Origin of the sequence: Clostridium sp. NSJ-145 (assembly GCF_021044725.1) — a bacterium.
Taxonomy (GTDB): domain Bacteria; phylum Bacillota; class Clostridia; order Clostridiales; family Clostridiaceae; genus Clostridium; species Clostridium disporicum_B.
Genome location: NZ_JAJNOS010000003.1, coordinates 38,333 through 53,095 on the forward strand (window position 1 = coordinate 38,333; position 14,763 = coordinate 53,095).

The window sequence follows — 14,763 nt, forward strand, 5'->3', positions numbered from 1 at the left end:
TTCAACGTGGAGGTGATAATGTGAAAGGATATAAAAAGTATTATACAAATAAAATAGCATGGTATGTTGCAACATTTATTATTGCTGTTATTTTAAACTTTGTATTACCGAGATTGATGCCTGGTGATCCTGTATCTGCAATTGCAGCAAGATCTGTTGCAGGTATGACAGATTATACAGCTATTCAAAAAGTATATGAAGAGTATGCTGAAAAATTTAGTATAAATGAACCTATGACAACTCAATTTTTTAGCTTTATTAAAAATGCTGTAAAAGGTGATTTTGGTGTTTCATTTAGTCAATATCCTAGAACTGTCTCAGATATAATAAAATCTTCTGTATGGTGGACTGTTTGTCTTCAACTTCCTGCCATATTAGTAGGTTGGATATTAGGAAACTTATTAGGAGCTGTGGCTGCATATAGAAAAGGAATATTTGATAAAGGAATTTTACCTATATTTTTATTTTTTAGTAATGTTCCAGCCTTTGGAATGGCTATAATACTTCTATTTGTCTTTGCTGTAAACTTAGGATGGTTTCCTACTAGTGGAGGTTATGGATATGAATTAATACCAAATGCTAGCTTTACATTTTTTAAATCAATTATATATCATTACCAATTACCATTTTGGTCTATTGTGTTAATAACAGTAGGCGGCCAAGCTATAGGGATGCGCTCAATGTCAATTTATGAGCTTAATGCTGATTATGTGAAATACAGTAGATTTTTAGGGATAAAAGATAGAAAAATTACTAAATATGTATTTAGAAATGCAATGTTGCCACAAATAACAGGGCTAGCTATGTCTATAGGTACTATGATAGGTGGAGCTTTAGTAGCGGAGATAATCTTTAGTTATCCTGGACTAGGAACCACAATTTTGAATGCTATAAAGGGTCGTGATTATCCGTTAATTTCTGCATGTACTTTAATTATTACAATAATGGTTTTGTTAGCAAATCTATTAGTAGAAATTTTATATGGTGTAATTGATCCTCGTATAAAAGCATCACAACAAGACTAAAGGAGGAGGCAGAAGATGAAAAGTCAATTAAAACAAATTTTTCATGATAAAAAATTCTTATTAGGATTTACTATATTTATCACTATTCTATTTGTGACTATAGTATATCCAATACTTGTTTTCTATGATCCTTTAGAAATGGTAGGTGGGCTATTTTATAAACCAGGTAATTATGTATCTATCACTGATGTAGTAGAATCAAAAAGTTATAAACTAAACATAGATACTAAAGCAGGTAGATTAGAAAGTAAACTTTCTTTAGAAGATAGAGCTGAAATGGCCACATGGCTTGAAAAGTTTGGAGGTGTTTCTATAAGTGAAATAGATGTGACAAATGCAGAAGAACTAGTTAAGTTATGGAATAAGTATTATGATTCTAATAATTCCCAAGAAGGTCTAATTTCTGCTAAGAAAAAGTACTATGTAAGATTAGATAATAAAATTGATGGAATTTTAGAGGAAAGTGAAATAGTCATTTCAACTGTTGATGAAGAGAATGGTGAATTAGTAGAAGGGACTAAAGTAAACTCCAAAGATTTTGTTAATGTGAAAGATATATCTAATCAAAGAACTTTCGTATTAGGTACAGATAACTTTGGCCGTGATGTATTAACTGAATTAGTATATGCTACAAGAACATCATTAAAAATAGGGTTAATAGCTGGGTTGATTGCAACTTTGATAGGTTTAATGTTAGGTTTATTATCTGGATATGTTGGAGGATTATTAGATGATATTATAATGTTTATTACAAATTTATTTACAGTAATTCCGTCTTTTGTAATATTGATTCTTATATCATATAGCGTTGGTCAAAGTGCAAGAGGTATAACTATGGTTGCTAGTATAATAGGCTTAACTTCTTGGACATGGACAACTAGATCTGTTCGATCACAGGTTATTTCCCTTAGAAATAGGGATCATGTAAATTTATCTAAATTGTCAGGACATAGCTTATTTAGAATAATACTAACAGATATATTGCCTTATGTAGCTTCATATGTAATAATGGCTCTAATTTTACAGATATCATCAGGTATTCTAGCTGAAGCTCAATTATCTATGCTAGGATTAGGACCTGCAACTACAAAAGTTACAACTTTAGGTTTAATGATGAACTGGGCTATGCAATATAAAGCACCATTATCTAATGCATGGTGGGCATTCTTGCCAGTTATTCTTTCAATTGCACTAATTACATTTTCTCTAAATTTGATGAATACAGGATTAGATAAAGTATTTAATCCACAGCTTAGAGAGTAGGGGGAATTGGTTATGGGAAAAGTATTATTAGAAGTAGATAACTTAAAAACTAAATATATTACAAGGTTTGGTGAAGATGTATATGCAGTAGATGGAGTTTCATTAAAGATTGAAGAAGGAAAGTCACTTGGTATAGCTGGCGAATCTGGCTGCGGAAAATCTACTTTAGCATTAAGCTTAATGGGATATTATTTTGCACCTCTTCATTATCAAAGTGGAAGTATAAAGGTAGATGGTAAAGATATTTCAATTATGAAACCAGATGATGTACGAAAGAAAATTTTAGGGAATGAAATAGCTTATATACCTCAATCTGCTATGAATGCACTAAACCCTACTCAAAAGATAATAAGATTTATTGAAGATGTAATTCGAGCGCATGATCCTAAAGTTAAAAAAAATGATATTTATGATTTAGCTAGGAAACGTTTTGAAATATTAGGATTACCAGAAAGTGTCCTTCAAAAACATGCAGTAGAGCTATCAGGAGGAATGAAACAAAGAACTGTAATAGCAATTTCTACGATTCTATCACCAAAGGTATTAATAGCAGATGAACCTTCATCTGCTTTAGATGTTACATCACAAAAGATGGTAATAAAAATGTTAAAAGATTTGATGCATAAAGGTTTTATAAAATCAATGATATTTATAACTCATGAATTACCTCTACTATATAATGTAACTGATGATATTATGGTAATGTATGCAGGTCAAATTGTAGAGTATGGTAAAGCAAAAGAAATGGTATTTGACCCTATGCATCCATATTCAAAAGGTCTTATGGGATCTATAATAGTACCTGAAGAGGGTACAAAAAATAATAAATTAGTTGCTATCCCAGGTACACCTCCTAACTTAAAAAATCCACCTCTAGGTTGTAGATTTGCTGAGCGTTGCAAATTTTCAAAACCTGAATGTATGGTTCATAGTATAGATGAGAAATACATAGAAAATGGACGTATGTATAAATGCTATATGAATGAATCTGAATTAAGGGAGGTTTATAGTAATGAGTGATACAACATCACTATGCTTAAGTGGTAACGGCATAACAAAAATATTTGGGATAGGAGATAGTAAAACTATTGCTGTAGATCATGTAGACTTTGAATTTCATGAAGGTGAAATAATTTCTATAGTTGGAGAGAGCGGCTCAGGTAAAACTACATTTGCTAAAATGCTTTTAGGATTAATAAGCATAACAGAAGGTGAAATACTATTTCAAGGAAAGCCTAGGGATATAAAGACTCATAAAAAGAAAAAAGAATATTGGAGGGGAATACAAGCAATATTTCAAGACCCATTTTCATCATTCAATGTTTTTAATAAGATAGATTCAGTTTTATTAGATTGTATAAATATGAGAGGTGGAAGAAAACTTTCTAAAGAAAAAAAGATTAAAATGATGACAGAGGCTTGTAGTTTTGTAAACCTTAAATTTGCAGAACTTACTAATAAATATCCATTTGAACTTTCAGGAGGACAGATGCAACGTCTAATGATTGCTAGAATATTCTTATTGAAACCTAAAATATTACTTGCAGATGAACCAACTTCAATGATAGATGCATGTTCAAGAGCTACAATTTTAGATATGCTTTTAAAATTAAGAGAAGAGACTAATATGACAATTATCTTTATTACTCATGACATTGGACTAGCTTATTATGTTTCAGATAAAGTTTATATAATGGAACATGGTAAATTTGTAGAATATGGATCAGCAGAAGATGTTATTTTACGACCGAAAGCAGAGTATACTAGACGATTAATTAGTGATGTTCCTAAAATTTATGAAGAATGGGACTTAAACACTGTATAAAAATGAAAAAATGCAAGCAAAACTCGTAAGTGAAAAGTAGACTTCGTCGAAGTGAAAACGCTACTATAGTAGCATGGAAATGTTAACTTAAATTTAAGTTAAAGTGAAAGAACTACTGTGGTAGCAGAAAAAGTAGCAATACAGACATACTTTATCTAATTCACTTAGTAATCCTTTCCCTGTCACAGTAGTGACCTTTTTCACTCAGCTTTAGCTGAATTTTACCCTTTGACGAAGTTAAACTTTTCATATAAGTGTCTCACAATTTATTTAAGCTATCTAGATATCTGAAAATTCTATATTACATTTTTCTATTGTATTCATACAGTTTGAATTGAAGTTATCAATAATTGGTTCATTTTCAATAACCTTTATAGGAAGTGTAAATAAAAACTCAGTACCCTTTTCTTTACTACTAGTGACAGTGATATTTCCACCGTGAAGTTTTACTAAAGATTCGACTATAGATAAACCTATACCACTACCTTCACATTTTCGTGTCATAGTATTATCTACTTGCATAAACCTTTCAAAAATCAGATCTATTTTATCTTCTGAGATACCAACTCCATTATCTTTAACACTTACTAATATGTCATTACTTAGAGTAGTTATTTTCACTTCTATCTTACCATCTTTTCCAACATATTTAACTGCATTCGACAAAAGATTAAGCATTATTCTTTCTACTTTTTCTGAATCACAAGATATAATTTTTTCTTCAACATCTGTATCAAAAATAATTTCTATTCCTTTATCTTCAATATACTGTACAACAGACATAGTTATATCTTCTATAACTGAAATAATATTATGATTTTTAGGATGAATTTCATAATAGCCTGTATCAATTTTTGTCATATCAATTATGTTATTTGCTAGTCTAAGTAACCTATATGAGTTTTGCTTAATAGAATTTAAATAATTGTTTAAGTTAAAGTTATTATGTACCAGTATATTATTACTGTCTATGTTTTTATTTATAATTTGTAGACTAGCCAAAATAATATTTAATGGGGTTTTAAATTCATGAGATATATTAGCGAAAAACTCATTTTTTATATTTTCTAACTGTAGTGCTTCTTCAATTATCTTGTTTTCGCTTTCTAATTTCTTTTCTTCTGTAATGTCTTTTGCAGTACATAAATATATACTATCTTCTTTAAAGGATCTACAATTCCAAGATAACCATCTATATTCACCATTTTTACTAAGCATTCTACATATAATGTTACAACTATCATAATTCTTGGATAGATTGTATTTATAAATATTAAGTATGTTATTAATATCATCAGGGTGAATCAAATCTCTCCAGTGACCTGAGTTTAATTCGTCAACTGTCCATCCTAATACTTTAGTATAGCTATTACTTATTTTTTTATGTTTACCATCTTTAGATATTGTTGCTGTGATATCCACTGCAGTATTTAATAAAAATGATAGCTCCTCTTCAATTTCTAATCTTTTATTAAACTCAGCTTTTAATTTTTCAGTAAGTAAACAATTATTTATTATAGCACCTAATTGTTTAGCAAATGTTGCGGAGAAAGAGTAATTTTTACTTGGAAAATCTACTTTGTTTTTATAACATACATGTAAAATTCCTAAAATATCGTTATTGAATTTTATTGGATAAACACCTATATATTTAAATTTATCTTTATATAAATTCTTTATAAAATCATTATGTTTTTCAATAGGTAACATACAATAGTCATTATAGTTATCTAAAATACTTTGAAAATTATCTTTCTCTATCGGTATATAAGAATCAGCACAATGACTTGAATTAAAATTATTATTACAATAATATGGAACAAGATATTCATTGTAATGAATAAAAAAGTTAAATTCACTACACCCTAAGGTATTAATAATATTCCACTTAATTTTGTTTATTACTGTAAAATCATTAGCGGTATTAGTACCTTGATCAAGCAAACGTTGTAAAATTGTTAATTGATCATAACTTTTATTTAAGCTACTTTCTATGAAGTTCGTAAGAGTTATGTCTTTAGATAAACCGATAATATACGTAACTTCTTTATTATTATCTAAAATTGGATAAACACATCTACTCAAAACTATTTCTTTGCCAGATTTTAAGATATATGTATGATCAAATACTTTAGCTTCTTTTGAATTAATAATTACATTTTCAGTAGCTTGAATCCTTTTAACAGATTCTTTATTAAAGTAATCAACAGGGGATGTTCCTATGTATTCGTTTATATTCGCATTTAAAGCCTTTGCAAAAAGTTTATTCATATAAATATATTTTCCATTTTTATCTTTTATCCATGCCATAAAATTACTATTGTCTAATATACTTTCTAAATGTTCTTTTGTATATGAATGATTTTCTACCTCTGATAAATTTATAAAGATTGCATCAGTAGTATTAAATTTACTATAGCTATAGGTAATATTACATTTTTTATTTATATTATTAGTTGAAATATAAACGATTGACTCTCCATTTTTTCCTTTTAAAATTTTATCTACATCAGATTTGTCTTTTATAAGGTGATCTATTTTTAAACCTCGTAAATTATCTAATGATATCGGTATAAATTTAATAAAAGAATTATTGATAAATAATATCCTACCATTTGTATCAATAATAATAATTTTGTCCTGTAAATTATTTAAAAAATATTTCATAGTTAACCTCTTGTGTTATAATTTATGATTATATTGATATTATACAACCATTTGTTGTAAATTTCATCAAATTATTACAAAATAATATTTGTTTTATTATGAATTTTACTAAAAATTATATAAAATAATTTTATATAGCTTTAAATTTTTAAGGAGTGAAGATATTGAAATTAAATGAAGAACAAAAGCTCTTAGTAAATGAATACGATAAAAACATTTTACTCTTAGCTTCTGCTGGAACAGGCAAAACTGATACCTTATCAAAACGAGTTGCTGGGATTATAGAGAGTGGAAAAGCTAATGCATCAGAAATATTATGTATTACTTTTACTAATAAAGCCTGTAAAGAAATGAAAGAAAGAGTAGAAGCTATTGTAGGAAGAAATTCAAAAGATATAACTATAAAAACATTTCATAGCTTTTGTTTTGATATAATAAAGGCTAATTGTAAAAGAAAAACAGATGTATTTAGCGATTTCATTATATTTGATGAAGAAGATTGTAAGGAATTAATAAAGAGTTGTAACTATTATAATTATCCAATAAGTAGCTTACAGTTGTTTATTAAAGAAATAAAGTCACTAATATCTAAAAATAATTTATTCATTTCTGATGGTATTGATTATAAAAGTATTATAAATAATTTGTACAAAGAGAATGATGATAAAATTAATCAAATATGTAGTGAGAGAGGAAAAGTTAATATAGAATTAAAAAAGTTTCTTAAAGAAAAAGGAGATATATTAATTCATACCTATAATTCTTTGCTTTATAGTAATCATGGATTAGATTTTGATGATTTGTTATTTAGGACGAAAGAGTTATTTAATGATAAGAATGTAATTAAGTCAATAAGTGAAAGGTATAAATATATCAATATTGATGAGATGCAGGATATAAGCACACTGGAATACTTTATAATAGAAAAGATATTTAAAAAGAATAATGTCTTGATGTGTGGAGATGTTTTTCAGACCATCTATAGTTGGCGTGGTTCTGAGCCAGATATAATAATTAATAATTTTAAAGAAAAATATAGACCAATGGAAATAGTATTTAATAAGAATTATAGAGCAACAAAGGTTTTAACAGAGAGTTCTCTTGAATATTTGAAAAATGCTTTTCCAAGCAAAGTAGAAGAGACATATAGAAAAGGTATTGAGGCAGAATCTACCACCTTTGGTGAAACTATAAAGTTATCAATTAATGATAATCCTAGGAGCGAAGCTAGGTTTATTTTTGATTCTATAAGATCTTTAGAAAAAGATGGAGCTAATATATATAGTACTTGTATCTTAACAAGAGACAATAATTATAATATATCTTTAAGTAATCATTTGAAGTCGTTACAATATTTAGGCGTTAACTTTGAGTTTATATTAGTAGATCAATTTAAATTTTTTAGGAGACAGGAAATAAAAGATATAATTGCATTTCTAAAGCTTATAGCTAACCCATATGATTCTTTAAGCTTAAAAAGAATAATTTTAAGACTTCCTACTGGTATAGGAGATAAAACCATTGAGGAAATTGAAAGTACTAAATACAAATCTGTAGGTATACTATTATCAGATTTTATTGATCCTAGTGTAATAGAGTATGGTGAAAAATTTACATTGTTGATTAATGAATTTAGTAATGATAACGTAATAATATTTGATGTAGAAAGTACTGGAACTGATGTAACGGAAGATGAAATAATTCAAATCGCTGCAATTAAACTTGACTCTAAAGGTAAAGTGATCGATAAATTTGAAAAATTTATTAAAAATACAAAAACAGTAGGTACATCAGAATACGTACATGGTTTTAGTGATGATTTTTTAAGAGAAAATGGTGAAGATAAGAAAAAAGTGTTAATAGAGTTTAATGAGTTTATAAATAACTCTATAATAGTAGGGCATAATGTACAATTTGATATAAATATATTATCAAGTGAGCTTCAAAGATTAAAAATGAATTCTATAAACATAAAAGGCTTCTATGATACCTTAGATATCTATAGAAGATTTTATCCAAATGCTAAAAATCATAAATTAGAAACATTATCAAATTTGCTTAATACTAAGAACAAGCCTAGCCATGATGCTATGGATGATATTTTAGCTACAGGAGAGCTTCTTATATATGCAATTAATAATTATATAATTCCTACATCAATGGAGAGAATGTCTTATATGATAAAGCATTTAAAATCTTTTAATAATATAATAGAAAAATTAAATATATTATTTGATAAAGCAAAAAATATGAGACCTTATGATATAGTAGCAGAAATAATTAATACCTTTAGTATTAAAACATTATATGTTGGTGAAGAAGGTAAGAAAAGAATTGAAAGATTAAGAGATTTTTATGTCCTACTAAAGGATTTAGATGATAAAAGTAAAAATAATAGAGATTCGTTATTAGATATTATCAAAATAACAGGATTATCAAATGGTGAACTTGAATCATTAATAATAAATAGGACCAAAAGACCGAGAATACCAATTATTACAATACATCAAGCAAAAGGCTTGGAGTATGAGAATGTCTTTTTAGCAGGTGCACAGAAAAATACCTTTCCATCATTTAGAGCTTTGAATAGTAATAATTTAGAAGAAGAGAAGAGGTTGTTTTATGTAGCTATAACTAGAGCTAAAAAAAGACTTTTTATATCTTGCAACACATCAGGTTACTTTGGATATAATGATAAAAGTCAATTTATAAATTATATACCTAATAAGTATTTAAAACAGGTTAAATAGGTATAAGAGAAAATAGAAATATGATATAATGTTTAAAGGCTTTATATAGGCTTATAATCATTAATAACATTTATGGAGAAAAACTTAATGAAAGAAGAATTTGTAAGAGCTATTGACTTAGCAAAAGAATTAAATTTATACTTAAAAATTGTAACAGCTACTAATACATTTGAAAGCTATAATAGTTTCTTCAACATATATGAACAATATGAAGAGGCCTGCAGAAGAATAGCAGTATTAACACCATATAAAGAATTAGAAGAAATTTATGATGAAGAATCTGGTTCTGAAATAATTAAAAATAGTATTATTGATGGTAATGTGTGGCTTAAAGAGTTTTCATTGCTAATTGATCCAAATACAATAGATATTAAAGAGATTAAGCTTACAAAAGATGAAGCTAATAAAATAAAAGAAGCATTGTTAACTATTAAATAAATATTATTTAAACTAGGAGAAAAAAATGAGAAATATAAGAATGATAATCCAATATGATGGGAGCAGATATAAAGGTTGGCAAAAACAAAATATAAAGGGAAGCAGTGTATCTACAATTCAAGATAAAATAGAAAAAGTATTATCTAAAATGACAGGTGATGATATACAAGTAATTGGTTGTGGAAGAACAGATACTGGTGTTCATGCAGACAATTATGTAGCTAACTTTAAAACTAACAGTACAGCAAGTATAAGTGAGTTTAAATCATACTTAAAAATGTATTTACCTGAAGATATAGTCATTAAGGATATGATGAATTGTAGTGAAAGATTTCATTCAAGATTAAATACAATTTCTAAAACTTATAAATACACTATTGATAATAATGATTTTTGTAATGTATTTATGAAGAAGTACTCTTATCATATTGAAGAAAAACTTGATGTTAACAAAATGATAGAAGCTTCAGAAGTACTTATAGGTACTCATGATTTTAGAAGTTTTACAAGTCTTAAGGCTAAAAATGGGAAATCAACAATAAGGACTATAAACTATATTAATATAAATGAAAAGGATAATATAATTACTATCACTATTAATGGTAATGGATTCTTATTAAATATGGTAAGAATTATTGTAGGTACATTAATTGAAGTGGGTAAAGGTAATTTATCTATTGAAAATATGAGAAGTATCTTAGAAGAAAAAGATAGAAGCAAAGCAGGGGAAAAGGCTCCAGCCAAAGGACTATGTATGTTAAAAGTAGAATATTAATTTGTTATTAGTAGAGGAGAAAATTTAATGCTTATAGGTAAGGACATAAAAGATGAAGAAAAGTATTTATCAAATACTATAAATACAATAAATAGTTTATTAGAGAATTATGGAGTTTCAAGTTCTAATCAAGATAAATCTATTATAGAACACAGAAAATTCCTTTGGGATAATAGAAGTGAATTAGATGAAATTGAAATAAATGAAAATTGTGGGCAGGTTGCCTTAGAGGAAAAATTATATGCAAGCAAAATTTCAAGGATTAAAACATTAGAAAGACAATTAAAGTCACCTTACTTTGCAAGATTAGATTTTAAAGAAGACGGAGAAGAAGCTGAAAGTTTTTATATTGGATTATCTACTGTAGAAAATGAAGAGGATTTTGAATTCTTAGTATTTGATTGGCGTTCTCCTGTATCTAATATGTTTTATGATTTTGAAGTTGGACCAGCGTATTATAAAGCACCAAATAGAACCATAACTGGAGAAATAGAGTTTAGTAGACAGTTTAATATAAAAAATGGAAAAATAGTTTTTATGCATAATTCTAATGAATCTCTTTGCGATGAAAATCTAAGTACTATGCTTAATAGAAATGCAACAGATAAGATGAAAAATATAGTTGCAACAATTCAAAAAGAGCAGAATTATATTATTAGAAATGATGATAGTAAAATATTATTTATTCAAGGAGCTGCTGGATCAGGTAAAACTTCTATAGCACTACACAGAGCAGCTTACTTATTATATAAAAATAGAAAAAGCTTAAAAGCCGATAATATATTAATTTTCAGTCCTAATGAAGTTTTTGCAGAGTATATATCTGATGTATTGCCTGATCTTGGAGAAAGTAATATATTACAGACTACTTTTGAGTTATATTCAAAGAGATTTTTACCAACAAATTATATTTTTGAAAGTAAAAATGAACATCTAGATTATATATATTCAGTAGATAGAAAAAATACTAGCTTTAAAATTAGATCAAAATCTATGGAATACAAAAATACTACAAAATTTATGTCTATTTTAGATAAATATACAAAGGATCTTCCAAATCATTTAATAGAAATAAATCCTATAATTATAGATAATTCTGAAGTTATAAGCAAAGATGTAGTTAAAAAAACATTTTTAACTAGATTTAAGGATATACCATTATTAAATAGAATTGATGTCGTTAAGCAAAGTTTATTTTCTCAACTTGAAACTAAATATTTAGCTTCAGATGATAATTTAGCTTTAGATTATATAGAAGATAAAGAAGAGTTTTATACTTATTGTAAAGAAGAAGTAAATAGACAAGTAGATAAAATGATAAAAACTTTAGATAATGTTGCTATATACAAACTTCTATGGGAAAATATCGAGAAGTACACAAACGATGACTTGAAAGATATTAAAGAATATACAATCGAATATATATTAGATAAAGAAGTAAAATATGAAGATCTAACACCAATTATATATATTAGAGCTGCTATGGAAGGCTTTAGAAATTATAGTAATATGAAGCATATACTTATAGATGAAGCTCAAGATTATAGTCCATTATTTTATCAATTAATAAGAAAGTCTTTTAGTAATGCAAAGATAACTATTATGGGAGATTTAAACCAAAGGATAGATAAATATTCAAATGTTAAAAATAAAGATAGCATTTTAGAAGTTTTTGACGATGTAAAAGTTGCTATTCTTTCTAAGAGCTATAGATCAACTGCTAATATAACAAATTTTGCTAAGGAAATTTTAGATACCCATGAACCGATAGAAGCAGTAGAAAGAATAGGTGAAAATCCTAAAATAATTATTAATGATAGTAATTTAATCATATCTATAAAAAATGCAATACTAGATATGAAAGATAAAGAATGTAGTTCTATAGCAGTGATATGCAAAAATAAAGAAACTACTAAAAATATATTTAATAGTTTAAAAAACTTTAATTTAGATATAAACATTATAGATAATGAAAATTCAGAATTGAAAAATGGTATAAATGTAATTTCATCTTATTTAGCAAAAGGTTTAGAATTTGATGGAGTTATAGTCGCAGATGGTGAAAATTACTTAGATAGAGAAGATAGTAATTTGTTCTATACTGTTTGCACTAGAGCATTACACAAATTAGTTATATTTTCATCTAAATCTATAGAAACAATATTGCCAAAAAATAAATCATTATATGATATTAAATAAAATTATTAATAAGTCTTGGAGTTATACCAAGACTTTTTTGTTTAATTTAAGTTAAGTTATTATATAGTAATATTATATTAATTTATAAAACAAATACCATAATTCCTATGTATAAATAGTGGAACATATTAATATTAATTATATTATACATAAATATAAATTAAATTTATTATGTAAAAATATTAAGGGGGAGAGGTAAATGAATTGTAAAAAAGAGAATATGTATCAATTAGAGGGAAGAGTACCTCTGCAGGATGCAATTCCTCTCGGGATGCAGCATGTACTAGCAATGTATGCTGGTAATTTAGCACCTTTACTTGTTGTTACTGGCGTATTAAATATTAACACTAATGTAAGGGTTATCTTATTGCAAAATGCTATGTTTGTAGCTGGACTTATAACATTAATTCAATTATATCCTATATGGAAAATAGGTTCAGGCTTGCCTGTTGTAATGGGAACAAGCTCAGGATTTATACCAGTAAGTATTAGTGTAGGAACACAATTTGGTTATAGCGCAATTATGGGGGCATCATTATTAGGGGCTATAATGGAATTTTTACTTGGATTTATTATAAAACCTCTTAGAAAAATATTACCTCATGTTGTTACAGGAATAGTTGTTTTAATATTAGGCATATCATTAATTCCGGTAGGAATTCAATTTATAGGTGGAGGTGTAGGATTACAGAGTGATCCGAGTTTTGGTAGTATAGCCAATATTGTAATCGGTTTAATTGTATTTTTAGTTATAATTGCTTTAAAACAATTTGCTAAAGGATTTTGGAGTATTTCATCAATATTAATAGGAGTAATAGTAGGATATATAATTGCTGTAGTTTTCGGTATGGTTGATTTCACAGGTGTAGCTGAAGCAGCATGGTTTTCAATACCAAAGCCAATATTTATGATCGAAGGTTTAAGTTATACTTTCAAAATTGAAGCCATAATACCATATTTACTAGTTTATCTAGCAACTACAGTAGAAACTATCGGTGATAATACAGGTATAGCTGTAGGTGGATTAGGAAGAGATATAACTGATAATGAGTTAGAAGGAGCTGTTCATGCTGATGGTTTTGGTTCAGCTGTAGCAACATTATTTGGTATTATGCCAAATACATCATTTAGTCAAAATGTTGGATTAGTAGCTATGACTAAGATAGTTAACAGATTTGTATTAATGACTGGTGCTATATTTCTAATTCTATGTTCATTTATTCCAAAATTAGGGGCCATAGTTGCTTCAATTCCTAATTGTGTTCTAGGAGGAGCAGTATTATTAATGTTTGCTATGATAAGTATAAGTGGTCTTAATTTATTAATAGAAGAAGGAAAGATATCAGAGAGAAGTGGTCTTATTGTAGCTGCATCTTGTGCAGTAGGTTTAGGATTAAGTAACTTTCCAGAAGTTATGCAACATTTACCATCATGGTTCCAAAGTATGTTTGGACAAGCTATTGTTGGAGGATTTGTAACTGCAACAGTATTGAATTTAATTTTACCTAAAGATATTTTAAATATAGAAAAATAAAAAACTATATATTATTTTTTATGGTTTTTATGATATAATCAATAAATATAAAACATAGGAGGAAAAAGATGATTTCTAAAAAAGCGCTTAAAGATGAGATAATAACTTACGACATAATAACATATACAGATGAGAACGGTGAAGTTGTAAATTATGTTGAAGTAACTTTAGTTGATAGAATTATTGATGTATATATGGATATAAAAGAAGTAAACATAGGATTAATTGCAAATAAGATAATAGAAGATAATTTATATAAATAATAAAAAGCCTTTGAATCAAATTAG

11 protein-coding genes are annotated in these 14,763 nt (G+C 27.1%); 10 read left to right on the plus strand and 1 reads right to left on the minus strand.

Features of this window, described 5'->3' with window-relative positions; genetic code table 11:
* Positions 1–20 precede the first annotated feature (20 nt).
* The 4 genes from LQE93_RS04030 to LQE93_RS04045 are packed head-to-tail and all read left to right on the plus strand — an operon-like array spanning position 21 to position 4,113.
* The gene (locus tag LQE93_RS04030; protein ID WP_231072129.1) at positions 21–1,025 is read left to right on the plus strand and encodes an ABC transporter permease; all 1,005 of its coding nucleotides are present in this window, start codon (positions 21–23) and stop codon (positions 1,023–1,025) included.
* Positions 1,026–1,040: 15 nt separating this feature from the next.
* Positions 1,041–2,288: an ABC transporter permease gene (locus tag LQE93_RS04035; protein WP_231072131.1), complete on the plus strand. Its 1,248-nt coding sequence runs from the start codon at positions 1,041–1,043 to the stop codon at positions 2,286–2,288.
* Positions 2,289–2,300: 12 nt separating this feature from the next.
* On the plus strand, positions 2,301–3,308 hold the full coding sequence (locus tag LQE93_RS04040) for an ABC transporter ATP-binding protein (protein ID WP_231072132.1): 1,008 nt from the start codon (positions 2,301–2,303) through the stop codon (positions 3,306–3,308).
* The gene (locus tag LQE93_RS04045) at positions 3,301–4,113 is read left to right on the plus strand and encodes an ABC transporter ATP-binding protein (RefSeq protein ID WP_231072134.1); all 813 of its coding nucleotides are present in this window, start codon (positions 3,301–3,303) and stop codon (positions 4,111–4,113) included. Before LQE93_RS04040 ends, LQE93_RS04045 begins: the two co-directional genes overlap by 8 nt.
* Before the next feature lie 279 nt (positions 4,114–4,392).
* Here the strand turns inward: LQE93_RS04045 and LQE93_RS04050 are convergent, their stop codons facing one another.
* Complete coding sequence (locus LQE93_RS04050) at positions 4,393–6,780, minus strand: sensor histidine kinase (protein ID WP_231072136.1); 2,388 nt, start codon at positions 6,778–6,780, stop codon at positions 4,393–4,395.
* A 161-nt stretch (positions 6,781–6,941) separates the two neighbouring features.
* Between LQE93_RS04050 and LQE93_RS04055 the strand changes: the two genes are divergently transcribed.
* The 6 genes from LQE93_RS04055 to LQE93_RS04080 all read left to right on the plus strand — a co-directional run bounded on the left by LQE93_RS04055 (position 6,942) and on the right by LQE93_RS04080 (position 14,739).
* On the plus strand, positions 6,942–9,530 hold the full coding sequence (locus tag LQE93_RS04055; RefSeq protein ID WP_231072342.1) for a 3'-5' exonuclease: 2,589 nt from the start codon (positions 6,942–6,944) through the stop codon (positions 9,528–9,530).
* An 87-nt stretch (positions 9,531–9,617) separates the two neighbouring features.
* Positions 9,618–9,968 (plus strand): hypothetical protein, encoded by a 351-nt coding sequence (locus tag LQE93_RS04060; protein ID WP_055263066.1) that lies wholly within the window; start codon positions 9,618–9,620, stop codon positions 9,966–9,968.
* A gap of 25 nt (positions 9,969–9,993) precedes the next feature.
* Positions 9,994–10,743, plus strand: a complete 750-nt coding sequence (truA, locus tag LQE93_RS04065; RefSeq protein WP_055263064.1) for a tRNA pseudouridine(38-40) synthase TruA — start codon at positions 9,994–9,996, stop codon at positions 10,741–10,743.
* A 27-nt stretch (positions 10,744–10,770) separates the two neighbouring features.
* Positions 10,771–12,942 carry a HelD family protein gene (locus tag LQE93_RS04070; protein WP_231072137.1) on the plus strand — a complete coding sequence of 724 codons (2,172 nt, stop codon included), beginning with the start codon at positions 10,771–10,773 and terminating at the stop codon, positions 12,940–12,942.
* Between the two features lie 199 nt (positions 12,943–13,141).
* On the plus strand, positions 13,142–14,476 hold the full coding sequence (locus LQE93_RS04075) for a uracil-xanthine permease family protein (protein ID WP_231072138.1): 1,335 nt from the start codon (positions 13,142–13,144) through the stop codon (positions 14,474–14,476).
* A gap of 68 nt (positions 14,477–14,544) precedes the next feature.
* Positions 14,545–14,739 carry a hypothetical protein gene (locus tag LQE93_RS04080; protein WP_186839723.1) on the plus strand — a complete coding sequence of 65 codons (195 nt, stop codon included), beginning with the start codon at positions 14,545–14,547 and terminating at the stop codon, positions 14,737–14,739.
* The last annotated feature ends 24 nt before the right edge of the window (positions 14,740–14,763 follow it).

Excerpts from the sequence above, each read along its gene's own strand:
- LQE93_RS04035 (WP_231072131.1), top strand. The coding sequence starts at position 1,041 with ATGAAAAGTCAATTAAAACAAATTTTTCATGATAAAAAATTCTTATTA.
- LQE93_RS04040 (WP_231072132.1), top strand. The coding sequence starts at position 2,301 with ATGGGAAAAGTATTATTAGAAGTAGATAACTTAAAAACTAAATATATT.
- LQE93_RS04045 (WP_231072134.1), top strand. The coding sequence starts at position 3,301 with ATGAGTGATACAACATCACTATGCTTAAGTGGTAACGGCATAACAAAA.
- LQE93_RS04050 (WP_231072136.1), bottom strand. The coding sequence starts at position 6,780 with ATGAAATATTTTTTAAATAATTTACAGGACAAAATTATTATTATTGAT.
- LQE93_RS04060 (WP_055263066.1), top strand. The coding sequence starts at position 9,618 with ATGAAAGAAGAATTTGTAAGAGCTATTGACTTAGCAAAAGAATTAAAT.
- truA (WP_055263064.1), top strand. The coding sequence starts at position 9,994 with ATGAGAAATATAAGAATGATAATCCAATATGATGGGAGCAGATATAAA.
- LQE93_RS04070 (WP_231072137.1), top strand. The coding sequence starts at position 10,771 with ATGCTTATAGGTAAGGACATAAAAGATGAAGAAAAGTATTTATCAAAT.
- LQE93_RS04075 (WP_231072138.1), top strand. The coding sequence starts at position 13,142 with ATGAATTGTAAAAAAGAGAATATGTATCAATTAGAGGGAAGAGTACCT.
- LQE93_RS04080 (WP_186839723.1), top strand. The coding sequence starts at position 14,545 with ATGATTTCTAAAAAAGCGCTTAAAGATGAGATAATAACTTACGACATA.